Annotated in this window: 28 protein-coding genes; 16 read left to right on the top strand and 12 right to left on the bottom strand. The window is 63.5% G+C overall.

Annotated elements, in window-relative coordinates; all coding sequences use genetic code 11:
• Nucleotides 1-52 precede the first annotated feature (52 nt).
• The 10 genes from A6B35_RS19045 to A6B35_RS19000 all read left to right on the top strand — a co-directional run bounded on the left by A6B35_RS19045 (nucleotide 53) and on the right by A6B35_RS19000 (nucleotide 7,659).
• Complete coding sequence (locus A6B35_RS19045; protein ID WP_040583710.1) at nucleotides 53-973, top strand: DMT family transporter; 921 nt, start codon at nucleotides 53-55, stop codon at nucleotides 971-973.
• 48 nt (nucleotides 974-1,021) lie between these two features.
• Nucleotides 1,022-1,648 carry a molybdenum cofactor guanylyltransferase MobA gene (gene mobA / locus A6B35_RS19040; RefSeq protein ID WP_006205218.1) on the top strand — a complete coding sequence of 209 codons (627 nt, stop codon included), beginning with the start codon at nucleotides 1,022-1,024 and terminating at the stop codon, nucleotides 1,646-1,648.
• Nucleotides 1,645-2,151, top strand: coding sequence for a molybdopterin-guanine dinucleotide biosynthesis protein B (gene mobB / locus A6B35_RS19035; RefSeq protein WP_006205217.1), 507 nt, complete (start codon nucleotides 1,645-1,647; stop codon nucleotides 2,149-2,151). Before mobA ends, mobB begins: the two co-directional genes overlap by 4 nt.
• A gap of 214 nt (nucleotides 2,152-2,365) precedes the next feature.
• Complete coding sequence (locus A6B35_RS19030; protein WP_006205216.1) at nucleotides 2,366-3,148, top strand: ABC transporter substrate-binding protein; 783 nt, start codon at nucleotides 2,366-2,368, stop codon at nucleotides 3,146-3,148.
• Nucleotides 3,149-3,267: 119 nt separating this feature from the next.
• Complete coding sequence (locus A6B35_RS19025) at nucleotides 3,268-3,981, top strand: ABC transporter permease (protein ID WP_006205215.1); 714 nt, start codon at nucleotides 3,268-3,270, stop codon at nucleotides 3,979-3,981.
• Complete coding sequence (locus tag A6B35_RS19020) at nucleotides 3,978-4,808, top strand: ABC transporter permease (RefSeq protein WP_006205214.1); 831 nt, start codon at nucleotides 3,978-3,980, stop codon at nucleotides 4,806-4,808. The genes A6B35_RS19025 and A6B35_RS19020 overlap by 4 nt, the downstream gene beginning before the upstream one ends.
• A 99-nt stretch (nucleotides 4,809-4,907) precedes the next feature.
• Entirely contained in the window at nucleotides 4,908-5,777 is an 870-nt protein-coding gene (locus A6B35_RS19015; RefSeq protein ID WP_006205213.1) for an NAD(P)-dependent oxidoreductase, read from the top strand.
• Nucleotides 5,778-5,786: 9 nt separating this feature from the next.
• Entirely contained in the window at nucleotides 5,787-6,491 is a 705-nt protein-coding gene (locus tag A6B35_RS19010) for a DNA alkylation repair protein (RefSeq protein ID WP_006205212.1), read from the top strand.
• Nucleotides 6,451-7,041, top strand: coding sequence for a GNAT family N-acetyltransferase (locus tag A6B35_RS19005; protein WP_006205211.1), 591 nt, complete (start codon nucleotides 6,451-6,453; stop codon nucleotides 7,039-7,041). The genes A6B35_RS19010 and A6B35_RS19005 overlap by 41 nt, the downstream gene beginning before the upstream one ends.
• Before the next feature lie 45 nt (nucleotides 7,042-7,086).
• Nucleotides 7,087-7,659, top strand: a complete 573-nt coding sequence (locus A6B35_RS19000; RefSeq protein WP_006205210.1) for a DUF3299 domain-containing protein — start codon at nucleotides 7,087-7,089, stop codon at nucleotides 7,657-7,659.
• Nucleotides 7,660-7,670: 11 nt separating this feature from the next.
• Here the strand turns inward: A6B35_RS19000 and A6B35_RS18995 are convergent, their stop codons facing one another.
• The 4 genes from A6B35_RS18995 to A6B35_RS18980 form a co-directional block, all read right to left on the bottom strand.
• Nucleotides 7,671-8,162 (bottom strand): Lrp/AsnC family transcriptional regulator, encoded by a 492-nt coding sequence (locus A6B35_RS18995; protein ID WP_006205209.1) that lies wholly within the window; start codon nucleotides 8,160-8,162, stop codon nucleotides 7,671-7,673.
• Nucleotides 8,163-8,270: 108 nt separating this feature from the next.
• Nucleotides 8,271-8,888, bottom strand: a complete 618-nt coding sequence (locus A6B35_RS18990) for a uracil-DNA glycosylase family protein (RefSeq protein WP_244426044.1) — start codon at nucleotides 8,886-8,888, stop codon at nucleotides 8,271-8,273.
• A 17-nt stretch (nucleotides 8,889-8,905) separates the two neighbouring features.
• A complete protein-coding gene (locus tag A6B35_RS18985; protein ID WP_006205207.1) occupies nucleotides 8,906-9,517 on the bottom strand; it encodes a glutathione S-transferase in 612 nt (203 codons plus the stop codon).
• Between the two features lie 55 nt (nucleotides 9,518-9,572).
• A complete protein-coding gene (locus A6B35_RS18980) occupies nucleotides 9,573-10,196 on the bottom strand; it encodes a thermonuclease family protein (RefSeq protein WP_006205206.1) in 624 nt (207 codons plus the stop codon).
• A gap of 75 nt (nucleotides 10,197-10,271) precedes the next feature.
• Between A6B35_RS18980 and A6B35_RS18975 the strand changes: the two genes are divergently transcribed.
• Complete coding sequence (locus tag A6B35_RS18975) at nucleotides 10,272-11,792, top strand: sensor histidine kinase (RefSeq protein WP_006205205.1); 1,521 nt, start codon at nucleotides 10,272-10,274, stop codon at nucleotides 11,790-11,792.
• A gap of 1 nt (nucleotide 11,793) precedes the next feature.
• Here the strand turns inward: A6B35_RS18975 and A6B35_RS18970 are convergent, their stop codons facing one another.
• On the bottom strand, nucleotides 11,794-12,792 hold the full coding sequence (locus tag A6B35_RS18970; RefSeq protein ID WP_040583706.1) for a nicotinate-nucleotide--dimethylbenzimidazole phosphoribosyltransferase: 999 nt from the start codon (nucleotides 12,790-12,792) through the stop codon (nucleotides 11,794-11,796).
• A gap of 161 nt (nucleotides 12,793-12,953) precedes the next feature.
• On the opposite strand from A6B35_RS18970, the gene A6B35_RS18965 reads away from it, so the two are divergent.
• Both A6B35_RS18965 and A6B35_RS18960 read left to right on the top strand, forming a co-directional pair.
• A complete protein-coding gene (locus A6B35_RS18965; RefSeq protein ID WP_006205202.1) occupies nucleotides 12,954-13,187 on the top strand; it encodes a DUF1289 domain-containing protein in 234 nt (77 codons plus the stop codon).
• A 13-nt stretch (nucleotides 13,188-13,200) separates the two neighbouring features.
• The gene (locus tag A6B35_RS18960) at nucleotides 13,201-13,905 is read left to right on the top strand and encodes a TIGR02281 family clan AA aspartic protease (protein ID WP_006205201.1); all 705 of its coding nucleotides are present in this window, start codon (nucleotides 13,201-13,203) and stop codon (nucleotides 13,903-13,905) included.
• Between the two features lie 90 nt (nucleotides 13,906-13,995).
• Here A6B35_RS18960 and dusA read toward each other — a convergent pair whose 3' ends face one another.
• Together dusA and A6B35_RS18950 are read right to left on the bottom strand one after the other, a co-directional pair.
• The gene (gene dusA, locus A6B35_RS18955) at nucleotides 13,996-14,985 is read right to left on the bottom strand and encodes a tRNA dihydrouridine(20/20a) synthase DusA (RefSeq protein WP_006205200.1); all 990 of its coding nucleotides are present in this window, start codon (nucleotides 14,983-14,985) and stop codon (nucleotides 13,996-13,998) included.
• 205 nt (nucleotides 14,986-15,190) lie between these two features.
• Entirely contained in the window at nucleotides 15,191-15,493 is a 303-nt protein-coding gene (locus tag A6B35_RS18950) for a DUF982 domain-containing protein (protein ID WP_006205199.1), read from the bottom strand.
• A 333-nt stretch (nucleotides 15,494-15,826) separates the two neighbouring features.
• Here A6B35_RS18950 and A6B35_RS18945 point away from each other — a divergent pair, with 333 nt between their 5' ends.
• Nucleotides 15,827-17,284 (top strand): NCS1 family nucleobase:cation symporter-1, encoded by a 1,458-nt coding sequence (locus A6B35_RS18945; protein WP_006205198.1) that lies wholly within the window; start codon nucleotides 15,827-15,829, stop codon nucleotides 17,282-17,284.
• 39 nt (nucleotides 17,285-17,323) lie between these two features.
• Here the strand turns inward: A6B35_RS18945 and A6B35_RS18940 are convergent, their stop codons facing one another.
• The 5 genes from A6B35_RS18940 to tpiA form a co-directional block, all read right to left on the bottom strand.
• Nucleotides 17,324-17,863 (bottom strand): DUF1697 domain-containing protein, encoded by a 540-nt coding sequence (locus tag A6B35_RS18940; RefSeq protein WP_006205197.1) that lies wholly within the window; start codon nucleotides 17,861-17,863, stop codon nucleotides 17,324-17,326.
• Nucleotides 17,864-17,882: 19 nt separating this feature from the next.
• Nucleotides 17,883-19,520 carry a CTP synthase gene (locus tag A6B35_RS18935; protein ID WP_081482256.1) on the bottom strand — a complete coding sequence of 546 codons (1,638 nt, stop codon included), beginning with the start codon at nucleotides 19,518-19,520 and terminating at the stop codon, nucleotides 17,883-17,885.
• Between the two features lie 175 nt (nucleotides 19,521-19,695).
• A complete protein-coding gene (locus tag A6B35_RS18930) occupies nucleotides 19,696-20,811 on the bottom strand; it encodes a L,D-transpeptidase (protein WP_040583705.1) in 1,116 nt (371 codons plus the stop codon).
• Nucleotides 20,812-21,106: 295 nt separating this feature from the next.
• Entirely contained in the window at nucleotides 21,107-21,601 is a 495-nt protein-coding gene (gene secG, locus A6B35_RS18925; protein ID WP_006205194.1) for a preprotein translocase subunit SecG, read from the bottom strand.
• A 168-nt stretch (nucleotides 21,602-21,769) separates the two neighbouring features.
• The gene (gene tpiA / locus A6B35_RS18920; protein WP_006205193.1) at nucleotides 21,770-22,537 is read right to left on the bottom strand and encodes a triose-phosphate isomerase; all 768 of its coding nucleotides are present in this window, start codon (nucleotides 22,535-22,537) and stop codon (nucleotides 21,770-21,772) included.
• Between the two features lie 145 nt (nucleotides 22,538-22,682).
• Here tpiA and A6B35_RS18915 point away from each other — a divergent pair, with 145 nt between their 5' ends.
• Both A6B35_RS18915 and trpD read left to right on the top strand, forming a co-directional pair.
• The gene (locus tag A6B35_RS18915; RefSeq protein WP_006205192.1) at nucleotides 22,683-24,575 is read left to right on the top strand and encodes a SurA N-terminal domain-containing protein; all 1,893 of its coding nucleotides are present in this window, start codon (nucleotides 22,683-22,685) and stop codon (nucleotides 24,573-24,575) included.
• Nucleotides 24,572-25,582, top strand: coding sequence for an anthranilate phosphoribosyltransferase (trpD, locus tag A6B35_RS18910; protein ID WP_006205191.1), 1,011 nt, complete (start codon nucleotides 24,572-24,574; stop codon nucleotides 25,580-25,582). The genes A6B35_RS18915 and trpD overlap by 4 nt, the downstream gene beginning before the upstream one ends.
• Nucleotides 25,583-25,586: the final 4 nt, after the last annotated feature.

Genomic DNA, 25,586 nt, shown 5'->3' with positions numbered 1-25,586 from the left:
TGTTTTGCGGCCGGCTGCTACAGGCTGATCCGAAGCACAACCGGTGATGCCCTTGCCTCTTTCGCCAAATCTTCGCGGCGCGCTGTTCATGGTGGTGGCCATGGTCGGCTTCACCCTCAATGACGCGATCACGAAATTCTCCTCGGAATCGATGAACATGGCGCAGGTCATGCTGATCCGGGGCGCCTTCGCTTCGCTGTTCGTCGGCCTGCTTGCCTGGCAGCGCGGCGCGCTGGCCCGGCCTGCCTCGATGCTGCAGCCGATGGTGGCTCTGCGCGTCGCCGGCGAGGCCGGCGCCACGGTGTCGTTCCTGCTTGCGCTCGCCCATTTGCCGATTGCCAATGTCTCGGCCGTGCTGCAGGCACTGCCGCTGGCAGTGACGATGGGGGCAGCACTTGTGTTCAACGAGGGCGTCGGCTGGCGGCGCTGGCTGGCGATTGCCGTCGGTTTTGCCGGCGTGCTGATCATCGTGCGGCCGGGCTTCGAAGGGTTCAGCGTCTATTCGCTGCTGGCGCTGGCGAGCGTTGCCTGCTGCGCGGTGCGCGACCTTGCCACCAAGCGCGTCCCGCAGGCAATCCCGACCTTGCTTGTCTCGACCGCCACGGCGCTGGCTATGACGGTGCTGGGCGCGGCACTGCTTTCGCCGATGGGCGGCTGGACGCCGATGAGCGGCGAAGCCACCGCGCTGCTGGCGTTGGCGGCGGTGCTGGTGCTCATCGGCTACCAGTTCATCATCATGGCGATGCGCTCGGGCGACATCGCCTTCATCGCGCCGTTTCGCTACACCGCCCTGCTCTGGGCGATCCTGCTCGGCCTGGTCGTCTTCGGCGACATCCCCGACCTGCCGATGATCGTCGGCGCGTCGATCATCGTCGGCTCCGGCCTCTATGCGCTCTACCGCGAACGAGTCGTCGGCAAGCGGCAAACCGCCGCCGAAAGCGCTGGACCTGACATGGCGCCGGACGGCATATAGATCGTCCCGAGACCCCGCGATTTTCGGGCTGAAGAGAAGACGGCGGACATGGACCGGGACATTGCAGGGATCATTCTGGCCGGCGGCCAATCGCGGCGCATGGGCGGCGGCGACAAGACGCTGCTTGTGCTGGGTGGTCGCAGGCTAGTGGACCATGTCGTCGCCCGTCTTGCTCCGCAGGTCGGACCGATGGCGTTGAGCGCCAATGGCGATCCGATGCGCTTTGCCAGGTTCGGGCTGCCGGTGCTTGCCGATACGGTGGAAGGTTATGCAGGACCGCTTGCCGGGGTCCTGACCGGCCTGGAATGGGCGTCCATGGCTTGCAGCGGGGTGGTCACCGCCGCCGGCGATACGCCGTTCCTTCCCGAGGACCTGGTCGAACGGCTTGCTGCGGCAGCAGCCGAACAGCCCGGGGCCATCGCCGTTGCCAGTTCGGACGGCAAGCGGCATCCGACATTCGCGCTCTGGCCGCTTGGCCTGCATGACGCCTTACGCCGGTTCCTGGTCGATGAGGATAATCGGCGGGTTTCCGCCTTCATCGAACGGCATGGCTTTGTCGAGGTCGAGTTTCCGATGTGGAGTTCCGGCGAGCACGAGATCGATCCGTTCTTCAACATCAATACGCCCGATGACCTTGCGGCGGCCGAGCGTCTGTTGCAGAGCATCAAACCATGAGACGCGTCTTCGGTATCACCGGCTGGAAGAATTCCGGCAAGACCACCCTGACCGAAAAGCTGGTCGCCGAGCTGGTGCGGCGCGGCTGGAGCGTGTCGACGGTGAAGCACGCCCATCATGATTTCGACATCGACAAGCCGGGCGCCGACTCCTTTCGCCACCGCCAGGCAGGCGCGACCGAGGTCGCGATCGTGTCCGGCCGGCGCTGGGCGCTGATGCACGAATTGCGCGGCGAAGACGAGCCGACGCTGGACGCCATCCTGTCGCGGCTGGCGCCGTCCGACATCGTGCTGGTCGAAGGGTACAAGCGCGAGGCGCACAAGAAGATCGAGACGCGGCGGCTGGAGGCAAAGGACAGCACGCCGCTTGCGGCTAGCGATCCCAACATCGTCGCCATAGCCGCCGACTTCCCAGCCGATGGAGAAGGTCTGCCGGCGTTCGATCTCGACGACGTGAAATCGATAGCCGACTTCGTCGAAGGCATCGCAGGCCTGAACCGCTGAGCGCACCGGCGAAACATCTTTTCACCGCCGCCAAACGTGTTTCCAGGTGCTAACCTTGCGTCATCATTGGCCGGGAATGCAAATCCCCGAGGCCACTGTTTTGCAGTTGCTTTTTTCGGAGAAAGAGTGGGAGTATCGCCGCCAGCGGGCGGTCAAAAAGCACCGCCCTCAGAGCCGCATGGAACAGCGGCCGGGACAATATGAGAGGATCATCATGCGAATTGCATTGCGTATCGCGCTCGCCGCATCGGCTGCGCTGCTGACCTTGGGCGTCGCCCAGGCTCAGGAAAAAACCCTGAAGATCGGCACGGAGGGCGCCTATCCGCCATTCAACAACCTGACTTCCGACGGGCAGCTCGTCGGCTTCGACATCGACATCGCCAAGGCTCTCTGCGACGAAATGAAGGTGAAGTGCACCTTCGTCGCCCAGGATTGGGACGGCATCATTCCGGCGCTGCAGGCAGGCAAGTTCGACGCCATCGTCGCGTCGATGTCGATCACGCCGGAGCGCGCCGAAAAGGTCGACTTCACCCACAAATACTACAACACGCCACCGGCGATCGTTGCGCCCAAGGACAGCGACATCAAGGGCGTGACCAAGGAAGACCTGGCCGGCAAGACGATCGGCGTGCAGGCTTCGACCACGCATTTCAACTATTCGACCAAGACCTATATCGACAGCACGGTCAAACCCTATCCGACCGCACAGGAATACCAGCTCGATCTCGCCAATGGCCGCCTCGATGCCGCCAATGACGACATCGTCGTGCTGCAGCAGTGGCTGGATTCGCCGGACGGCGCCTGCTGCAAGCTGATCGGTGCGATCAAGCCTGTCGTCGAAATCCACGGCCCGGGCGCCGGCATTGCGGTACGCAAGGGCGAGACCGACCTGGTCAACCAGTTCAACGCCGCGATCGACGCCATTCGCGCCAACGGAAAATACAAGGAAATCAACGACAAGTACTTCAAGTTCGACGTCTACGGCGGCGATTCCTGATCGCAGCCTTCTGACCGAGAGAACGGCGGGATAGTCCCGCCGTTCTTGCAAGAACAGGCCGGGCACGCGGGGTGCGGCGGCATGATTCTCCAAAGGCATTTGGGAGAACAGGCGAGCGGATGCTGAGCGTTTGGACGCTTCTTAGTTGGGGACCCGATGGCTGGCTTGACGACATCGTCTCTGGTGCCGCCGTCACCGTTCTTCTGGCGCTGGCAACCCTTCCAATCGGTCTGACGATCGGCTTTTTCATAGCGCTGGGCAAACAGTCCGAGGAGCCCTCGCTGCGCATCGCGGCCAACATCTACACGACGATCTTCCGTGGATTGCCCGAACTGGTGACGCTGTTCCTGTTTTTTTTCGGCGGCCCGCTGATCCTGCAATATCTGATCAGATTGGTAAGGCCCGAAGCGACCATCGACGTCAACGCCTTCGTTGCCGGCATGATCGTGCTAGCCATTATCTTTTCGGCCTATGCCAGCGAGGTATTCCTTTCGGCTTTCCGGGCAATCCCCAAGGGCCAATATGAAGGCGGCTACGCTGTCGGCCTTTCCTATGGGCAGACGATGCGCAAGGTGATCTTGCCGCAGTTGGTCCGCATCGCGTTTCCAGGCTTGGAGAATTGCTGGCTGAGCCTGCTCAAGGACACGTCGCTGGTGTCGGTTGTCGGCCTGGCTGAGACTCTGCGTCAAGCCGGCGTGGCAGCCCGCGTCACCAAACACACTTTCCTGTTCTTCAGCGTGGCTGCGGTGGTGTTTCTTATCCTGGCGGTCGTTTCATCCTTGGCAACCGGCGCCATACAGCGCTCGCTTAGCCGGCGGGAGGCACGGCGATGAGCGTTGCAGCCGACGCCAAGTCCGCTGTAGAACGGCCTCCCCCGCGTGCGCGTGGCTGGCCGCGTTCCCGCGTCATCGGCTATGTGCTGATAGGCATCTGGATTGCCGCCGGCGGCGGCATCGTCGCCTATCTGGTTTGGGCCTGGAACGGCGAACTCTTTGCCAAATATGGTCCGAGCTACCTAGAAGGCCTCGGCGTCACGCTTTCGCTGGTCGGCATTTCGATTGTGCTGGGCGCCATCCTGTCGTTTCCCGTCGCCTATGCGCGCATGTCGAAGAACCGCATCCTGTCCGGTCTTGCCTATTGCTATGTCTATTTCTTCCGCGGAACACCGCTGCTCGTGCAGGCCTTCCTGGTCTATTACGGGGTTGGTTCGTTCAAGCCGCAACTCGAGATGGTCGGGCTGTGGGGCTTTTTCCGTGAGGCGTTCAACTGCGGCGTCTTTGCCTTTGCCCTCAACACTGCTGCCTATCAGGCCGAAATCCTGCGCGGCGCCATTGAAAGCGTGCCGAGGGGCCAGTGGGAGGGGGCTGCTTCGCTCGGCCTGCACAAATTGCAGACGTTGTGGAAGATCATCCTGCCGCAAGCGTTGGTTGTCGCACTGCGGCCTTATGGCAACGAGCTTATCCTGATGATCAAGGCGTCCGCGATCGTCGCCATCATCACCGTGTACGATCTGATGGGCATGGCAAAGCTTACCTACTCCCGCACCTTCGATATCCAGGCCTATATCTGGGTCGCCGTCGTGTATCTGGTGATTGTCGAGATATTGCGTCATGGCATCGAATGGATCGAGCGCCGGATCACCATCCACCTGAAACGCTGATGCAGTCAGGCATAGGGCCGCGCCAAAAAACGATTCCGATTTTCAGGGCCATGCGCTAGAGCTTCCGCAGCAAATTCTGTTTCTGTGGAAGGTAAGCCTATGGCATCGGTGGCATTTCTCGGTCTTGGCGTCATGGGTTACCCGATGGCCAGGCACCTCAGGAACAAGGGCGGCCACGACGTCACCGTCTACAACCGCACCACGGCGAAGGCTGAGCAATGGGTCGGTCAGCATGGTGGTCGTTTCGCGGCGACGCCGACCAAAGCGGCCGAAGACAAGGATTTCGTCTTCTCCTGCGTCGGCAATGACGACGATTTGCGTTCGGTGACGATTGGTGCCGACGGCGCCTTCAAGGCGATGAAGAAGGGCTCCGTCTTCATTGACAACACGACTGCGTCGGCAGAAGTCGCGCGCGAATTGGCCGAGAAGGCGGACGCACTTGGCTTTTCCTTCCTCGACGCGCCGGTCTCGGGCGGCCAGGCCGGTGCCGAAAATGGCGTGCTGACGGTCATGGTCGGCGGCGAGCAGGCAGCCTTCGACAAGGCCAAGCCTGTCATAGAGGCCTTCGCCCGCATGGTCGGGCTGATGGGTCCGGCAGGTGCCGGCCAGCTCACCAAGATGATCAACCAGATCACCATAGCCGGGCTGGTGCAGGGCCTGGCCGAGGGCATCCATTTCGGCAAGAAGGCCGGGCTCGATATCGAAAAGGTCATCGAGGTGATCTCCAAGGGCGCCGCCGGCTCGTGGCAGATGGAGAACCGGCACAAGACCATGAATGCCGGCAAATATGATTTCGGCTTCGCCGTGGACTGGATGCGCAAGGATCTCGGCATCTGTCTCAGCGAAGCCGACCGCAACGGCGCCAAGCTGCCGGTGACGGCGCTCGTCGACCAGTTCTACAAGGATGTGCAGGCGATGGGCGGCCGGCGGTGGGATACGTCCTCGCTGCTGGCGCGCCTGGAGAAGTAGGATATCGCGGTGGCCGAGCTTTCGCCCCAATCCAGTGCCGACGAAATCGTCGCGCATCTGCGCTCGATCGGGTCGGAGGAAAATCGCCGTGGCATGCTGCGCTACGGCATCAAGATCGAACGTGCGCTCGGCATTCCGCATGGCGTGCAGCGGCAGATTGCCAGGAAAATCAAGCGCAACCATGAACGCGCCTTCGAACTTTGGCAGACCGGTATCATGGAGGCGCAGTTCATCGCTTCCGTCACTGCCGACCCGAAGCGGTTTTCAGCTGCGGATGCGAGGCAATGGGCGGCGTCTTTCGATTCGTGGGATATCGTCGACGGCGTCTCCGATCTCTTTGTCGACACGGAGTCCTGGAGGGAGCTGATCGACGAGTTCGCGGCCGACGAACGGGAGTTCGTTCGACGCACGGCCTTTGCCATGATGGCCTGGTCGGTCGTCCACCGGAAGCAAGAGCCAGCAGCGACGTTCCTCGGATTCCTGCCGGTCATCGAAGCGCATGCCACCGACGGCCGCAACTTCGTGAAGAAGGCTGTGAACTGGGCGCTTCGTTCGATCGGCAAGCGATCGATGGAGATGCATGGCGCTGCCCTTGCCGTCGCTGAACGGCTGGCGCAGTCAACCGACAAAACGGCGCGCTGGATCGGCAAGGACGCAGTGAGGGAACTGAGCAATGCCAAGACGCTCGAGCGGATCGCTGCCAGGAAAGGCTGAAGTCAAGCCTCTCGCCAAACTGCGGTTCATCGAGGTGGCGAAGGAAACGCGCGCGGATTTCGAGAACCTGTTCGAAGCGCCGGGCGGACCGAAATATTGCTGGTGCACGGCCTGGCGCCATCTGCGCAGCCGCGAGCATGTCCAGAACGATGAGATGAAGCGGGCGATGATGGCGCTCATCGAGGCCGGCACGCCGGTCGGCATTCTCGCCGAACTCGAAGGCAAGACCGTCGGCTGGTGCTCGGTCGCGCCGCGCGAGACCTATCGCAAGCTGTCGCAACAGCAGGACGACAGCGAGACCGGCGTCTGGTCGATCGTCTGCTTCTACGTGCCGAGGGCGCTGCGCGGCGACGGTTTTGCCTCGGCATTGCTCGATGCGGCCATCGATCACGCCTTTGCCAAAGGTGCGGACACGATCGAGGCCTACCCGGTCGACGAGGCATCGCCGAGCTACAGGTTCATGGGCTTTCGCGACATGTTCGTCGCCCGCGGCTTCCACGAGACCGGCATGGCCGGCTCTCGCAGACATGTGATGCGGCTGGAGCGTTGACGCTACCGACGACGGCGGCTTTACTCGATGTCAAGGGAGCAGCCAATGCGCATTTGCCTAAGATCGACCGTAGTTCTGGCAATCGTGCTGCTCCTGCCCATTGCGTCGGCAAACGCGTCCGCTGACACCGCGCGCATATTCTGGAAGGATCTGCGTCCGGCGACGCAGGCGATCGCCGAGGACGCCGGCCTGCCGATGATCGCGGCAAAATTGCCCGACCACGGCGAGACGTTGTCGGTCAATCTGCAGGACAAGACCATTCAGTTAGCTGGCTATGCACTTCCGGTCGATCGCGACGGCGACCTCGTCTACCAGTTCCTGCTGGTGCCGTGGACCGGCGCCTGCAGCCACATGCCGACGCCACCGCCCAACCAGATCGTGCTGGTCACGCCGGCGCATCCCTACAAGATGGCGGAGGCCTATGAGCCGGTTTCCGTCACCGGCACGCTGCAGCCGGGCATGGAGAAGAGCCAGCTTTTCATCCTCGACGGCGTCAGCGTCATCCAGTCGGGTTACACCGTGCGCAAGGCGGAGGTGGCGAGTGTCGACAGCGTGCCGGACACGGTGACGCTGCCGGTCAACTCGCCCTGGAGTTTCCTCAACAAAAAGAAGAACTAACTCATTGAGCCTCAGGCGGCGTTGGCGCCCGATTCCTTGTCCAGCACCATGTAGTCGAGCGGGATTTCGGTGGTGTACTTGATCTGCTCCATGGCGAAGGACGACGACACGTCGCGGATCTCGATCTTGGCGATCAGACGCTTGTAGAAAGCGTCGTAGGCGGCGATGTCGGGCACCACGACTCGCAGGAGATAGTCGACATCGCCGCTCATGCGGTAGAACTCGACCACTTCCGGAAATTCCTGGATCACCTCGGAGAAGCGCCGCAGCCACTCGTGGCTGTGCGAATTGGTGCGGATCGACACGAAGACGGTGACCCGCACATTGACTTTCTCGTGGTCGAGGATGGCGACGCGCCGCTTGATGACGCCCTCTTCCTCGAGCTTCTGGATGCGCCGCCAGCACGGCGTGGTCGACAGGCCGACTTTCTTGGCGACATCGGCGACCGCTAATGTCGCGTCCTCCTGCAGGAGGCGAAGGATTTTTCTGTCAAGGCGGTCCATTGGATGCTCCCAGAGGAATAGTTTGGCTATATTCCCTTTTATCCGGGGCTTTCACAAGAACGAAATTCTCCCAACCGCCACAAAAGCGAGTGATTTCTTGCAAGATGGCTAAACAAGGCGATAGCGGATTTCCGACCTCAGGAACGGCAGCAAATCCATTTCGAACCATGGATTCTGCTTCAGCCAGCCGGAGTTGCGCCAGGACGGATGCGGCAGCGGCAGCACTTTCGGGCCAGCCGGCGCCTCCCATATGGCGCGCCAGTCCTTCACCGTTTCGGTCAGCGAGGAACGGCGCGTGGCGCCCATGTGCCAGGATTGCGCATAGATGCCGATCGTCAGCACAAGATCGATGCGCGGCATCAGCGCCATCAGCGGCGCGCGCCATGCCGGCGCGCATTCGCGGCGCGGCGGCAGATCCGCGCCCTTGGCGTCCTGGCCGGGAAAGCAGAAGCCCATCGGCACGATGGCGAATTTTTCCGTGTCGTAGAATTCCTCGCTGGTGACGCCGAGCCAGCTGCGCAGCCGGTCGCCGGACGCGTCGGTGAAGGGCATGCCTGTGATGTGAACCTTGGTGCCCGGCGCCTGGCTGGCAAGCAGGATGCGGGCGCTCGACGACGGCCGCAGCACCGGGCGCGGCTCGTGCGGCAGCGGCCGGCCGAGCGGGTGCTCGACGCAGATGCGGCAGGCGCGGACCTTGGCCGTCAAGCGTTCCAGGTCTTCGCTCACCAGGTCCACGACAGAACCTACGCAGCAGCACTTGGCCGGCTGGATATCGCCTGATGCCAGCGCAGCACGTTGGCGTACTCTTCCGGCACCTTGATGCGCGCCGGCTTCATGAAGTCGATGGCGATCAGGCCGGTGATGTCGGCGATCGAGTAAGCGTCGCCGGCGGCGAACTCCCTTTGTGCCAGTTCGCCGTCGAGCAGCTTCAGGAATTCGATCGCTTTCGGTTTGTTGGCCTCGCCCCATTCGGGGATTTGCGGGATCTCCCATTCCTTCATCGCCGGATGGATGTGGCGAAAGGCCTGCGCTACGCAGCTGAGCAGATTGAACTCCATGCGCCGTTGCCACATCTCGACCCTGGCCTTGCCGAGCGCGTCGCGCCCGAACAGAGCGGGCTCGGGATGCAGTTCCTCGAAATAGCGGCAGATGGCGACGGATTCGGTGATGATGGTGCCGTCGTCGAGTTCAAGCACCGGCAGGCGTCGCAGCGGGTTGCGTGAGCTGACCGGCTCTTGCTTGTGCCCAAGCGCGCCCATATCGACGGGCACCAAGGGAACCTTGATCCCTTTCTCGGCGAGGAAGACGCGGACCCGGCGCGGGTTGGGCGCGCGGCCGCCATCGAACAGTTTCATCCCATCCCTCCCGATTTGACCTGACAAACTATAGGGTTCATGCAGCTGTTCGCCATCACCGGAAGCGGAAAAACTCACGCATGGCGTCGCCGATCGAGGCCAGCGTGCCGTGCTTCCTTTCGACCGGATCGTGGCCGTGGCTGTCGCGCCAGTCCTGCGGTTCGTCGAAGCTGCCGGCCCAGATGCCGGACTTGCCGGCGCGAGCGCCGGCCTCCTCGGTCTCGAAATCGCCAAAGGCGACCGCCCAGCCGGCCTCGACCTGGGCGCGGTTGAGATCCGTGCTGCCGGCCTTGCAGTCGCCAAGCAGCCGGCCGTAGCGATCGCGCTGCCAGCCACTGCAGGAGACGGGCCGGCCGCCGATCAGCCGCACCAGCGACTGGCGCGCGAGCTTGCCGCAAGGGTAGTCGGCGCCATCCTTGCGGCAGACCTGCTGGTATTCCGGGGCGTCGATGCCCCGCATGCGAATGCGCTCGCTGCCGAGCGTGATCGAATCGCCGTCATTGACGATGGCCGCACCTTCGGCCTTGCGGGTCTCGAACCGGTCGAGGCGCGCCGCAAGCAGGATCAGCAAGCCAAGGAGGATGACCGTCAGTGCGTAGTCCAGCAGCCTGCGCCACAGGCTTCGCGGCGGCGGCGGAGCATAGCGCCGACGCGGCCTCGGCGACCACGAACGGGTCATATGGCAAACAGTCTCTTAATCATTCGAACGTAGCTTAACGAATTGAAATCGCTGCGCGCATAAATCGAAGTTATCATGCCTTTGCTACGCTCGAACACAGCGGACAAATTCATTGTGGACCGCAGGAAACCGCATCGCAACAGCGATGTGGCGCGCGCGGTGCGCAGGACGCGTGACCGTCTCTCGCAGCAGGCCGGCAATCTCGACTTCGACCGCGAACTCCTGAAGCTGCACGCTCGCTCGATGATGGGTGGAGTGATCGCCATTCCGCTGCTTGTGCTGGCGATCGCGGCAGCAGGCCTGCTTGCCGGAATGGACAAGCAGATCGCCGTCTGGGCGCTGTTCATGCTCATCTGCTACACCGTCGTTTCATTCATGGCGCGGCGCGTCGAACGCACCGAAGCTTCCGAACTCGACCCGTCGCGAACGCAAAGGGATTTCCTGATCGGCCACTCGCTGTGCGGCCTCGGCTGGGCCTGGTTCGCCTGGCTCGGTTGCGCAACCTGCCAGATCGACCAGTTCCAGATAGTCAAGGCGATGGTGCTGCTGGTTGCGATGGCGGCGACTTCCGTCATGGCCTCGTCGCTGAGCGGCGCCCTGCTGGCGACCTTTGCCGTTCCGGTGGCGGTCTATGCCTATGCCGGCGCACGGTTCTGGATGCCGATCGAGATGATCATGGCTGCACTGCTGGTCGCAGCCTTGCCCTTCTTCATCTACGTGGCGCGCAATCTCAACCGTTCGTCGCTGATGCTTTTGTCGTTCCGGTCCGAAAAGGACGCTCTGATCGCCGAGGTCGAGACGGCGAAATCGATGTCGGACGAAGCGCGGCGGCGGGCCGAGGATGCTAATCTGGCCAAGTCGCGCTTTCTTGCCTCGATGAGCCATGAGCTCCGCACCCCGCTCAACGCCATTCTCGGCTTTTCCGAGGTGATGGCCAACGAGGTGCTCGGACCGATGAGCAACCCGACCTACCGCGACTATGCCCATGACGTGCACGAGTCCGGCCAGCATCTGCTCGATCTGATCAACGAGATCCTCGACCTCTCTCGCATCGAGGCGGGCCGCTACCAGATCAGCGAGGAGCCGGTGATGCTGCCCAACGTCGTCGAGGATTGCTGCCACATGATGGAGCTGAAGGCGCGCAACAAAGACATCCGCGTCGTCCAGGATTTCGAAACCACCTTGCCGCGGCTGTTTGCCGACGAGCGCGCGGTGAGGCAGATCACGCTCAACCTTTTGTCCAACGCCATCAAGTTCACCGCATCCGGCGGCGAGGTCCGCGTGCGCGTCGGCTGGACGGCCGGCGGCGGGCAATACATCTCGGTCAAGGACAACGGCCCGGGCATACCGGAAGAGGAGATTCCGGTGGTGCTTTCCGCCTTCGGCCAGGGTTCGATCGCCATCAAGAGCGCCGAACAGGGAACCGGGCTCGGCCTGCCGATCGTGCAGGGCCTGCTGGCCATGCATGGCGGCGAGTTCGAGCTTCATTCCAAGCTGCGCGAAGGCACCGAGGCGATCGCCATCTTCCCGCTCAGTCGGGTGATGGAGGAACTGCCGGCCCTGCCCACCAAGGCGGTTGCCGCGCGCAGGCGCTGAATCAGTTTCGAACAGCCGCCGCCATGCCCGAGCTGGTGAGTGCGGCGGCCTTGACCAGACCGGCGGCAAGTGCGGCCCCTACCCCTTCGCCGTGGCTCACGCCAAGGTCGAGCAGCGGCCGAAGGCCAAGCCGTTCGGCGGCCTTTGCGTGCCCTGTCTCCGGTGACAGGCCAGCAAGAAGACAATGGTCGAGCGCAGCCTCGTTCGCGGCATACAGCACCGCCGCCGCGGCGGTCGCGGCAAAGCCGTCGAGCAGCACCGGGATCTTCTGCATGCGGGCAGCCAGGATGGCGCCGGCTATTGCCGCGAACTCGCGGCCGCCGACCCGGCGCAAGGCCTCGAGAGGATCGCGCAAGGCGTCGGCATGGAAAGCAAGTGCCGTGTCGACCATTTCGGCCTTGCGCGCCAGCATCGCGGCATCGGCGCCCGATCCCGCTCCAACCCAGTCGGCGCCGCCGCCGCCGAACAGCGCGGCGCACAGGGCGGCGGCGACGGTGGAATTGCCGACGCCGAGATCGCCGAGGCAAAGCAGGTCGCTGCCGCCGGCAATCGCCTCCATGCCGAAAGCCATGGTGGCGGCGCAGTCGCGCTCGTCGAGTGCGGCGTCCTCGGTAATGTCCTCGGTCGGGATATGGAGCGCGAGGTCGAAAACCTTCAGGCCGAGATCATGGGCGATGCAGACCTGGTTGATCGCAGCACCCCCGGCCGCGCAAAGCTCGACGGCATTGGCGGTAGCCGCCATCGGCCGCGGCGAAATGCCGTGACGGGTGACGCCATGGTTGCCGGCAAAGATCGCGACCAAAGGCCGGTTCACCGCCGGCGGCGCACGCCCACTCCAGGCTGAGAGCCAGGCTGCGATGTCCTCGACGCGGCCAAGTGATCCCCTGGGCTTGTCGGCCTTGGCAAACAGTGTGCGGACACGCGCCTCGGCCTGCGCATCGGCCGGCGGCAGGTTTGCCAGCAGGTTGCGAAAATCGTCGAAAGGCAGTGCGCTGGTCATGTCGGTGGCGATCGTTGCTGGAGGTTGGTCAGGGGCATAGCTGGCTTGCCCGGCCGGCACAACCGCCAGCGTTGACGCGAACGTGGCTGCTGGCGACGCATTCCCGAGGGCTTGCATTGGCCCTAGCGTTGCACCATGTGGAAGTAACGCAAGAGAATATCATGACGGCCATCGAATCCCCGTGCATCCTGGTTTGTTCGATCGATATGAAAACCGGCTTCTGTTTCGGCTGTGGCCGCACGCGCGAGGAAATCGGCGCCTGGATCGGCATGACCCCGGAAACGCGCCGCAGCGTCATGGCCGAATTGCCGGCAAGGCTGGAAACGGTCGAGCGGCGGCCGCGCCGGGAAACGCGCCGCACGCGCATGGCGCGCGAGCGCGACGTGCTCTCGTGAGACGGCAAACCCAATGAGCCGACTGTTCTGGATAGTGATGGTCGTGATCGGCGCGGGACTGATCCTGCTGATGATCAACGATTCGGCCGGCAGCACTTTCGGTGTCGAAAACTATGATTTCAGCCGGCTGATCTGGCTTGGCGCGATCGCTGCGCTGATCGGCGCCAGCCTCATTCGCTCAGGCCGGCCATTGGGTGACATGGCCCGCAATCTCGGCACCTGGGCCGTCATCGCGCTGGCGCTGGTCGCCGGGTATCAGTACCGCTACGAGTTGCAGGATATCGCCAGCCGGGTGACCGCCGGTCTCGTTCCCGGCAGCCCCCTGGCGCTGGGCGTGGAAGACGGCCACGCGACGGTGACGCTGGACAAGGCCGACAATGGCCATTTCGAAGCCCGCATCATGATCAATGGCGCGCCTATCCGCGCCGTCGTCGACACCGGCGCGACCAGCATCGTGCTGACGGCGGAAGACGCTCAGGCCGCGGGCTTCAACCCTGCCGCCCTCAACTTCACCATACCGGTCTCGACCGCCAACGGCATGGCGCGCGCTGCCGCCGTGAAGACCGACGAAGTGGCGATCGGCGGCATCGTGCGCAAGGACATGCCGGTGATGATTGCGGCGCCCGGCATGCTCGGCCAGAGCCTGCTCGGCATGAACTTCATCGGCTCGCTGTCGGGCTTCGATGTGCGCGGCGACCGGATGATCCTCAGGGACTAGACCATGATCCCGAAAAGTGGGAACCGGTTTTCGGAAAAGATCATGGTCAAACAAAAGAGAAAGAGCGGCGGCACGTTCGACCGCCGCTCGTCAGGCTGCTTCCGCGGCAGCACCGCTGAAATCGACGGCGGCAAGGGCCTTCTTCAGCACATCCGGTCCAGCGCCCGGCCTCGTCGCGTCGGTCGACAGGATCTGCCGGTAGCGGCGCGCGCCGGGCAGGCCGTGAAACAGGCCGACCATGTGGCGGGTGACGTGGCCGAGCCGTCCGCCCTTCTCGATATGGCGGGCAGCGTAGGCCGCCATCGCGTCGATCAGCGCCGTTGGGTCGAACGCGCCCGGCGCATCGCCGTAGAACATGGCGTCGACACCGGCCAGGATACCCGGCGTGTGGTAGGCAGCGCGGCCGAGCATGACGCCGTCGACATGGTCGAGGTGGAGACGTGCCCCGTCCAATGATTGAATGCCGCCATTGATACCGATGAATTCGTTCGGTTTTCTGGCCTTGAGCCGATAGACCCTGTCATAGTCGAGCGGCGGGATGTCGCGGTTTTCCTTCGGGCTCAGCCCTTCCAGCCACGCCTTGCGGGCATGCACCCACAGCGCGTCGGCGCCGGCCGCCAAAACGCCGTCCGCCAGCGCATCGAGCGCCGGCTCGGGGTCCTGCTCGTCGACGCCGATGCGGCATTTGACGGTGACCGGAATTTTCACCGCAGCCTTCATTGCGGCGACGCAATCGGCGACCAGAACAGGCGTCTTCATCAGGCAGGCGCCGAACGTGCCGGACTGGACGCGATCCGACGGGCAGCCGACATTGAGGTTGATCTCGTCATAGCCGAAGGCCTCGCCGATGCGCGCCGCCTCGGCCAGCTTCCGGGCATCGGAGCCGCCGAGCTGCAGCGCCACCGGGTGCTCCGCCCCATCGAAGCCGAGCAGCCGATCGCGGGCGCCCTGGATGATCGCGTCGGCCACCACCATCTCGGTGTAGAGCAGCGCACGACGCGTCAACTGACGGTGGAAGAACCGGCAATGCCGGTCCGTCCAGTCCATCATCGGCGCAATGGCAAGCCGGTTGATCAACATACTCATCGTGTTCGTGTCCGCGCGGCGCGTTTGCCCGGCAGCAACGATCAGGTCGGCCCGGCGAGCCGCACCATCTAGCCTATTCCTGAATTTTTTCAATTGGCGGGTGGCGGGAAGCCAATTGCTGCGAAGTGCCGTCGAAAAACCGACAGCCCGCGCACCATCTGGTTTGCAGACTTCAGATTACCCAACGATTGGAGCCGGCCTAGCGCCTCAACGCGTAGACGTTTTCCATGCTTTCGCCGCCGATCGGCAGTGCCATGTCGTCGTCCAGCAGACGGGTGATGCGCGCAAATCCGGTGAAAGCCTTCCTCGCTTCCTCGGCCGACATATTGCCGGACAACGCTGCGGAACAGCAATTCAAGGCGCATTGGTAAACCGGTCCGCGCCGCCCTGCTGGCCACTTACGCAGGAACACCATTGCTTCGGCAACGCTATCGACCTCTTGAACTGGGTATCCCTGCCCGGGCGCAATGCGCACGGGCGTAAAGAACTGCAAGCGATCCATATTTATCCTCCCGGCCGATCGCCTCCGCTCGATCGAACCCCATTAAACTCCTGGATGGGCATTTGGTTCCAGAAAAAAGTGGGTTGCGCAAAAAAAACTTCGCGCAAGAAAACGGACAGCCTTCGGCCCTCGTCTCTCGGCAACAAAATCGCGGGAATCGAATCGCCGCTGCTGCCATGACAGCATCAGCTTACCCCTGCCGATAAGCGCGATTCTCGTTGAATATCTTTAAGGCCAAAGCCGGCAAATGGATTGCTTGCCGGTTCCCCAGCGTCAGGCTTAACCTCCGCGATCAACGCGTGAGGGCGCGTTTGGCAAACAGGGGACACAGCAATGACCATCCAAGGCGCATCGCCTGACCTGTACAATGAGGACCTCGCTCCGGCGAAGGTTCGAAACTGGGGACCGTTCTCGATCTTCAACGTCTGGACGTCGGACGTCCACAGCCTCTGGGGTTATTACCTGGCGGCAAGCCTGTTCCTGTTCTGCGGCGGCTTCGTCAATTTCATCATCGCCATCGGTATCGGCTCGCTGATCATCTATGTGCTGATGAACATGGTCGGCTATGCCGGCGTGAAGACCGGCGTGCCCTACCCCGTGCTTGCGCGGGCCTCGTTCGGCATCTGGGGCGCCAACATTCCAGCTCTTGTACGCGCCGTCGTTGCCTGCTTCTGGTATGGCGCGCAGACGGCGGCCGCGTCGGGCGCGATCGTGGCGCTGCTGATCCGCTCGCAATGGTTCGCCGACTTCAACGCCAATACACATTTCCTCGGCCATTCCGGCCTCGAAGTGATCTGCTTCGTGGTGATCTGGGCGCTGCAGCTCTTGATCATCCAGAAAGGCATGGAGACGGTGCGCCGCTTCCAGGACTGGGCCGGTCCCGCCGTCTGGGTGATGATGCTGATCCTCGCGGTCTATCTCTGCGTCAAATCTGGGAGTTTCGCCTTCACCAGCGACATCCCGATGGATGTCCTGCTCGAGAAGACCAAGGATGCGGGCGTTCCCGGCACGCCTGGCTCGTGGACGGCGCTGTTTGCGGTGGCGGCGATCTGGGTGACCTATTTCTCGGCGCTTTATCTCAACTTCTGCGATTTCGCACGCTATGCTCCCGACAACGCCGCGCTGCGCAAGGGCAACATCTGGGGCCTGCCGGTCAATCTCATCCTGTTTTCGCTGGTTGCCGGCGTCACCACCATTGCCGCCTATGACGTCTACCATGAAGTGCTGCTGCATCCCGACCAGATCTCGGCGAAATTCGACAGCTGGTTCCTGGCGGCACTCGCGGCGCTCACCTTCGCGGTCGCAACGCTGGGCATCAACGTGGTGGCGAACTTCGTCTCGCCGGCCTTCGACTTCTCCAACGTCTTCCCCCGGCAGATCGACTTCAAGAAAGGCGGCTATATCGCAGCAGTGATCGCGCTGTTGCTCTATCCGTTCGCGCCATGGGAAGGCGGTGCCGCGCACTTCGTCAACATCATTGGCGCGACGATGGGGCCGATCTTCGGTGTGATGATGGTCGACTACTATCTGATCCGGAAGGGCGAGGTCGACGTCGAGGCGCTCTACCGGGAAGAGGGCGAATTCCGCTTCCAGGGCGGCTGGCATGTCAATGCCTTCATCGCCGCCGGCATCGGCGCCATCTTCTCCTCGATCCTGCCCAATTTCACCAACTGGCTGCCGGCCTGGTGGGGTGTCTATGGCTGGTTCTTCGGCGTCGCCATCGCCGGCGCCATCTACTACGTGCTGCGCACGATGGCGCTGGGAGCCGGAGCGAAGACGGCGAAGGCTTGAAGACTGGTATCGTCAGGGGCGGTGCAAGCCGCCCCTGCTCTATCGACCGACCATCTCGGCCAGTCTGCGCACCGTGTTCCAGTTGCGCGAGGTGCCGATACCCAAGCGCTTGTGGCTGGTCGCCGCAATTAGCCGCGAACTTGGGGTCGCGCGCGAAAAGACGATCCAGATGTCGCCGCCGACCGCCTGCATTTTTTCGTCGTCGCCGACATAGGCCTGGAGCGTTGCGGCAGCCTCCGCAGGAACAGGCTTGCGCATCACGCGCACCGCCACCTGATCGGGTGTAGCAGCCGATTCGGCCGGAAACGGATTGCCGGCGGCAAGCGTCAGCCAGTCATCCGCGTGGCGCACGATGATGTCGACATGGCGGCCGAAGGTCTTTTCGAACGCAACCTCCAGCCGCTGCTCCAGCTTGGCAATGTCCGTCGCTTTCGTCTCGAACACCAGATTGCCGGTCGCCACCAGCGTGCGCGGGTTCTTCAGGCCGAGGCCTTCCGCCATCGCCTTGAGATCGGCCATGATCACGCGCCGCCCCTCGCCCAGGATGATGCTGTAGAGCAGCGCGACGTAAGTCTGCATGACAAGCCGCGCAGCCGGCTCAAACCAGCCGCGACTGCTCCATCGCCGCCTCGATGAAGCTGGCGAACAGCGGGTGCGGGTCGAGCGGCCGGCTTTTCAGTTCGGGATGGTACTGCACGCCGATGAACCAGGGATGATCGGGATATTCGACCGTCTCCGGCAGCACGCCGTCGGGCGACATGCCGGCAAACACCAGGCCGCAATCCTCGAGCCGCTCCTTGTAGTCGACATTGACCTCGTAGCGGTGGCGGTGGCGTTCGGAAATCTGGGTGTCGCCGTAGATCTCGGCGATCTTCGAGCCCTTGGTGAGCTCGGCCTGATAGGCGCCGAGCCGCATGGTGCCGCCGAGGTCGCCGGTTTCCTTGCGCTTCTCCAGCATGTTGCCCTTCAGCCACTCGGTCATCAGGCCGACGACCGGCTCCTGGGTCGGGCCGAACTCGGTCGAGGAGGCATGCTCGACGCCGGCCAGCGACCGCGCCGCCTCGATACAGGCCATCTGCATGCCGAAGCAGATGCCGAAATAGGGCACCTTGCGCTCGCGCGCGAATTTCGCCGCCAAGATCTTGCCTTCCGAGCCGCGCTCGCCGAAGCCGCCGGGGACCAGGATGCCATGCACCTTTTCCAGCCACGGCGTTGGGTCTTCCTTTTCGAAGATCTCGCTCTCGATCCAGTCGAGCTTGACCTTGACGCGGTTGGCGAGGCCGCCATGCGACAGCGCCTCGATCAGCGATTTGTAGGCGTCCTTGAGGCCTGTGTATTTGCCGACGATGGCGATGGTCACCTCGCCTTCCGGATTGTGGATGCGGTCGGACACCTTCTGCCAGGGCTCCATGCGCGGCTTCGGCGCCGGGTCGATGCCGAAGGCGGCGAGCACTTCCGAATCCAGCCCTTCCTTGTGGTAGGCCATCGGCACGTCATAGATGTGCGGCACGTCGAGCGCCTGGATGACGGCGCTCTCGCGCACATTGCAGAACAGCGACAGCTTTCGGCGCTCTTCCTTGGGGATCGGCCGGTCGGCGCGGACCAGAAGGATGTCGGGCGCGATGCCGATGCCGCGCAGTTCCTTGACCGAATGCTGGGTCGGCTTGGTCTTCAGCTCGCCGGCCGTCGGGATGTAAGGCATCAAGGTCAGGTGCACGTAGACGGCATTGTTGCGCGGCAGGTCGTTGCCGAGCTGGCGGATTGCCTCCAGGAACGGCATCGCCTCGATGTCGCCGACGGTGCCGCCGATCTCGCACAGGACGAAGTCGTAGTCGTCATTGCCGTCGAGGACAAAATGCTTGATCTCATCGGTGACGTGCGGAATGACCTGCACGGTGGCGCCGAGATAGTCGCCGCGCCGCTCGCGCTCGATGATGTTCTTGTAGATGCGGCCGGTGGTGATGTTGTCCTGCTGGTTGGCCGAGCGGCCGGTGAAGCGCTCGTAGTGGCCGAGATCGAGATCGGTCTCGGCGCCGTCGTCGGTGACGAAGACCTCGCCATGCTGATACGGCGACATCGTGCCGGGGTCGACGTTGAGGTAGGGATCGAGCTTTTTGATGCGCGCGCGATAGCCTCGCGCCTGCAAGAGAGCCCCAAGGGCCGCTGCAGCGATGCCTTTTCCGAGTGAGGAAACCACGCCGCCAGTGATGAATACATATCGCGCCATGGGAGTCATCGCTTAACGCGGCCGGATTGATTCCGCCAGAGAAAAAACCGCCGCGAAGGCTTTTTCCCAAGAAGGCGCGAAGCCCCGAGGGGCCAAATAGTGTTCCGATCAAAACAAAAGGGCCGGCTGAGCCGGCCCCTTCGGCATTCTTGATCAAACCGTCAGATGATGACGACCTTGGCCGTTAGATAATAACGACCTTGGTGCCGACCCTGACCCGGCTGTAGAGGTCCATGACGTGCTCGTTGATCATGCGGAAGCAGCCATTGGAGGCGCTGGTTCCGATCGACTGCGGCGCGATGGTGCCGTGGATGCGCAGGTGCGTGTCCTTCTTGCCGTCATAGAGGTAAATGGCGCGCGCGCCGAGCGGGTTCTCGCCGCCGCCGGGCATGCCGTCCTTGTACTGGCCATAGTGCTTGGGTTCACGCTTCTGCATGTCGAGCGTCGGGATCCAGCGCGGCCATTCCTGCTTGTCGCCGACCGCGACCGTGCCCTTGAACTGCAGGCCTTCGCGGCCGACCGCAATGGCATAGCGGCGCGCTGTGAAAGCCGATTCGACGAGGTAGAGGCGACGCGCGCTGGTGTCGATCACGATGGTGCCCGTATCGTAGCCGGTGAATTCCACTTCCTGCGGCACGAATTCCGGCTTCACCTTGAACTGCTTCTTGGCTTCCTTCTTGGCGAGCACCTGATCGAGCGCGCGCGTCTCCGGCAGCAGCGACATCGACGAGGACGAGGTGCCGCCGAACAGGCCGGCGAAGAGCCCGACGTTGCGCGGCTTCTGGCCGGGCGCTTCGCTGCGCAATTCGCCATTGTTGCCGGTCAGCGCCACGTTCATGGCCTCGGCCGGGAGCGTTTCGGCGGACTGGATCGGCGCGAGCGGCTCAACCGGCTCGATGATCTTGACGGTCTTCTTGCCCGGCTTGGCGTCCGCCACCTTTGCTTCCGCCGCCTTGCCCTTCTTGGCCATAAATGCCTGGCGTTCCGCGTCGGCCTTGGCCTTGGCCGCCTCGCGCATCGCCAGCTTCCTGGCCTCGAGCGCCTTGGCGCGAGCGGCTTCCTTGTCGGCCGCGATCTTGGCTTCGAGCTTGCTGATCTGAGCCAGATCGTCGGCGCTCGGATTTTTCTTCTTCTTGAGAAGCTTCAACTGCGCCGTATCGCTTTTGGCGGCGGCGATATTGATGACATCGGTCTTTCCAACCGATTGCTGTGAAACCATAGCCGGCGTGCCGGCGACGGCGGCCGAACTCATGCCGAATACGGCGCAAAACCCCAGGAGAATGAAGCTGCGAAGCTGCATGGCGAAGATCCGATCGTTCAATGCTTGTTGCCCACGGCGTCGCCCGGCGCCCCCCAAGGACGCCGAAAGTGCCGCGCGCAATCTATAATCGATTAGCCACGGACGCCTCAAGCGCACCATAGCGCTACGCTCGGTTGAATCTTCGTGATTGTGCGGCATTTGCCGCGACTGTGTTCAAACGACAACAGATCGCGGCATCAAGAGGCCTTTCCATGCCGATAGAGCCGGGATGGGAGCTACCTTTTTATCATTTGTTTTGAGCATGATTCCACTGTTCGGGATCATGCTCTGCCGACTACTGGTTCGGGACCTGCGGGGTGACCGGCAAGGTGACGCCATTGGCTGCCGGCGGGGTGGCCGGAGTCGCGGGCGCCGGCGTCGCCGGAGCGGCCGCGGGAGGCGTCGTGGCGGCATCGTTGCCGGACGGCGGCGTTGGCGCGGTACTGCCGGCGGGAGCCGCCGGCGCCGTGGTGCCTGCAGGCGGCGTGGTGCCCGGCAACTGGTTGAGCACGCCCTTGCCTGAATTATCGGAGGACGCCGGAGCGCGGTCGAGGATATCGATCGGCTTTTCGCCATAGCGGGCAAGGATCGACAATGTCAGCGAGGTGACGAAGAAGGCGGCCGCCAGGATCGCCGTCGCCCGCGTCAGCGCATTGGCGGCGCCGCGCGCGGTCATGAAACCGGAACCGCCGCCGATGCCGAGACCGCCGCCTTCGGAGCGCTGCAGCAGCACCACGCCGACAAGCGCGAGCACGACCATAAGGTGGATGACGATCAGTACGGTTTCCATAATTTATCCTGGCAATGCCTTGCGCGGCCGCGAAGACGGCCGGTGATTTGGAGGCGGCTCCTTACAATGCTTTAACGGCATTTCCAAGCCCGTGGCCGGAATATGGGAAGCATTGCAGTCTTTGCAACGATTTCGCCGGCGCGCCCGGGCCGGCTATGAGCCACCTGGTTACGCGATGTTCAAATAAGCCTCGGCGATGCCAAGAAAGTCCGCCGCCTTCAGGCTGGCGCCGCCGACCAGCGCGCCGTCGACATTGTCGATGCCAAGCAACTCAGCAGCGTTGGAGGGCTTGACCGAGCCGCCATAGAGAATGCGCATCCGTGCCGCGGCATCGCCGAGCAGTTCCACCAGCTTTGCGCGGATGTGGGCGTGGGCCTCGGCGACATCGGCGGCGGTTGGCGTCAGGCCGGTACCGATCGCCCAGACCGGCTCGTAGGCGATGATGGTGTTGGCGGCGGTAGCACTCGGCGGCACCGAACCGGCGACCTGGCGCGACAGGACTTCGAGTGTCGTGCCGGCTTCGCGTTCGGCCCGTGTCTCACCGATACAGATGATCGCCACCAGGCCGGCACGCCAGGCCGCGGAAGCCTTGGCTTGGACCAGGGCATCGTCTTCGCCGAGGTCGGCGCGGCATTCGGAATGACCGACAATGACATGGCTGGCGCCGGCGTCCTTCAACATCTCCGCCGAAATCCGCCCCGTATAGGCGCCGCTCTCCTTGGGGTGGCAATCCTCGCCGCCGACCCGCACCGGGGTGCGCGACAGGATTTCGGCGGCATGCGCAAGCAAGGTCGCGGGCACGCAGACCACGGCTTCCGTTTCGGTGTCGAGCCCGCTCATGAAGCCGTTGCCAATCGTCCTCAGCTCGTTCAGCGAGGCGCTGGTGCCGTTCATTTTCCAGTTACCGGCGACGAGCGGGCGGATTCCAGGCGTCATGGGCTTTGTTTCTCCGGGCGACATTGGGCTCCCGCCCTCACTACCAAAATCAGGCCACAAAGCAATCGACAGTGGGCCGGAAGGGCGCTATTGCGCTTGTTTCAGACTCGGGCGCACGCGAAATGCGCATAAATCGGAAGTATGCATGCTTGGTATCTTGAGAAACGCGGCGGGCACCTGGGTCGCGAAGGCGTTGCTGTCATTGCTGGTGCTCAGCTTTGCGGTCTGGGGTATTTCCGGGCGCTTGTCTGGTACCTTGGGTGGCCATCATTCGGTGATCACCGCCGGTGGCACGACCGTTTCGATCAACGAATATCGCCTCGCCTATGATCGTCAGGTCAGCGTCATGTCGCAGCAATTCGGTCAGCGCATTACGCACGAGCAAGCAAAGGCGCTCGGCATCGACAATCAGGTGCTGGCCCAGCTCGTTTCGGGCGCCGTCCTCGACGAGCAGGCCCGCAAGCTCGGGCTTGGCCTCTCCAAGGACCGGCTTGCCGAACTCACGCGCGAAGACCCGGCCTTCAAGGGGCCGGGCGGCCAGTTCGACCGCAGGACGTTCGAGTATCTGCTGCGCGAGGTCGGCATGCGGCCCGAGGACTATCTGAAGAACCGCGCCCAGGTGGCGGTGCGCCAGCAGATCGTCGAGGCGGTTTCCGACGGCCTCAAGGCGCCGCAAACTTTCCTCAAGGCGGTGGCGCTCTATCGCGGCGAAGACCGCACGGTCGACTACCTGACCTTGCCTAAAAAGCTGGTCGAGCCGATCGAGGCGCCCTCCGACAGCGTGCTCTCGACCTATTTCGATGCCAACAAGAAGGCCTATGCGGCGCCGGAATACCGCAAATTCTCCTATGTCAGGCTCGAGCCGCAAGACATTATGGATCTCAGCGCCGTGACCGAGCAGCAGATCAGCGACGATTACAACAAGAACAAGTCGCGCTACACCACGCCTGAAATGCGCACCATCGAACAGCTTGTGTTCCAGTCGCCCGACGCGGCCAAGGCAGCGCTAGACTCGCTGAAGACCGGCGCGACCTTCGACAAGATCGTCACCGCCGAGGGCAAGACGCAGGCCGACACGCTGCTCGGCACGCTGGCCAAGGACAAGATCGCCGACACGGCTGTGGCCGACGCGGCTTTCAAGCTTGCCGCCAATGAAGTCAGTCCGGTCGTCCAGGGCGCCTTCGGACCGGTGCTTTTGCGCGTTACCGATATCAAGCCGGAAGTGGTGAAGCCGCTCGCGGAAGTGTCCGAGCAGATCCGCAAGGACCTGGCGCTGGGCGAGGCAAGCCGCATCCTGCTGGATGTGCACGACAATTACGAAGACACGCGCGCCTCGGGCAGTTCGCTCGCCGATGCAGCCGCCAAGCTGAAGCTCAAGGTCGTCACCATCGATGCGATCGACCGCACCGGCCAGCGGCCTGACGACACGATCGTCAAGGATCTGCCGGAATCGGCCGAGCTGATCAAGTCGGCGTTCGCCGCCGAGCCCGGCGCCGAGAATGAGGGTTTGACCACCGCCGACAACGGTTTCGTCTTCTACGAGGTCGGATCGGTCACGCCAGCGCGCGACCGCACTCTGGACGAGGTCCGCCAGAAGGTGGTGGCCGACTGGACGGCTGACGAGACGACGAAGCGGCTCACCGCCAAGGCCAACGAACTGGAGAAGCGGCTCAAGGCGGGCACCACGCTCGATGTCATCGCCGGCGAACTCAAGCTCGAGAAGCAGACCAAGCGCGGCGTCAAGCGCGAGGCGGACGACGTCGATTTCGGCAAGGAGGGTGCGGCGGCGATGTTCGGTGTCGGCGAAGGCGGAACCGGGCTGATCCCCTCGCCCACCGGCGAAGGACAGATCCTGTTCAAGGTCGCCGAAGTGTTCGAACCGGCCGGCGCCGATGCAAGCTCGGTGCCGGACGACGCGCAGAAATCCTTCACCGCCGGCATGTCGGACGACCTGCTCGATCAACTGGTGGCGCGGTTGCAGACGCAGTTCGACGTCCGCATCGACCAGACCGCCGTTGCCCAGGCGCAGGCCAGATGAGCGCGCTGAAGACCCATATCGCCAAGGTCGCGGGCGGCACGCCGCTTTCCTTCGACGAGGCGCGCGAAGCCTTCGACATCATCATGTCGGGCGATGCGACGCCCGGCCAGATCGGCGGCTTCCTGATGGCGTTGCGCGTGCGCGGCGAAGCGGTGAGCGAGATTTCGGGCGCCGTCGCCACCATGCGCGCCAAGATGCTGCGCGTCGATGCTCCGCAGGGCGCCATCGACATCGTCGGCACCGGCGGCGACAATTCGCACTCGGTCAACATCTCGACCGGATCGGCCTTCGTCATCGCCGGCAGCGGCGTGCCGGTCGCCAAGCACGGCAATCGCGGCCTGTCCTCGCTGACGGGTGCCGCCGATGTTCTGATCGCGCTCGGCGTCAAGATCGACATCCCGCCGGAAACCATCGGCCACTGCATCCACGAGACCGGCGTCGGCTTCATGTTCGCGCCGGCGCATCACCCGGCGATGAAGCATGTCGGCCCGATCCGCGGCGAACTCGGCACCCGCACCATCTTCAACCTGCTCGGACCGCTGTCCAATCCGGCCGGCGTCCTCAGGCAGATGGTCGGCGTGTTCCTGCCGGAATGGATCATGCCGGTCGCCGAGACGCTGAAGGCGTTGGGCACCGACCATGCCTGGGTCGTCCATGGCGACGGCTATGACGAGATCACCACCACCGGGGAGACGCAGGTGGCGGAACTCGTCGGCGGCGAGATCCGCAGCTTCACGCTGACCCCGGAAGCGGTCGGGCTGAAGCGCCACAGCAAGGACGAACTGCGCGGTGGCGACGCCGCCTATAACGCCAAGGCCATGCGCGACATGCTGGGCGGTGCCGCCGGCGCCTATCGCGACACGGTGCTGATGAATGCCGGCGCCGGACTGGTGGTGGCAGGCAAGGCGACGACGCTGGCCGACGGCATGGCGAGTGCTTCGCAAGCCATCGACAGCGGCCGGGCGCTCCAGGTGCTCGACAGGCTGGTAGCAATTTCGAACGGATAGGCCC

It is taken from the genome of Mesorhizobium amorphae CCNWGS0123 (assembly GCF_001686985.1).
Classification (GTDB): Bacteria; Pseudomonadota; Alphaproteobacteria; order Rhizobiales; family Rhizobiaceae; genus Mesorhizobium; species Mesorhizobium amorphae.
This window is presented reverse-complemented; position numbering and strand designations above follow the sequence as displayed.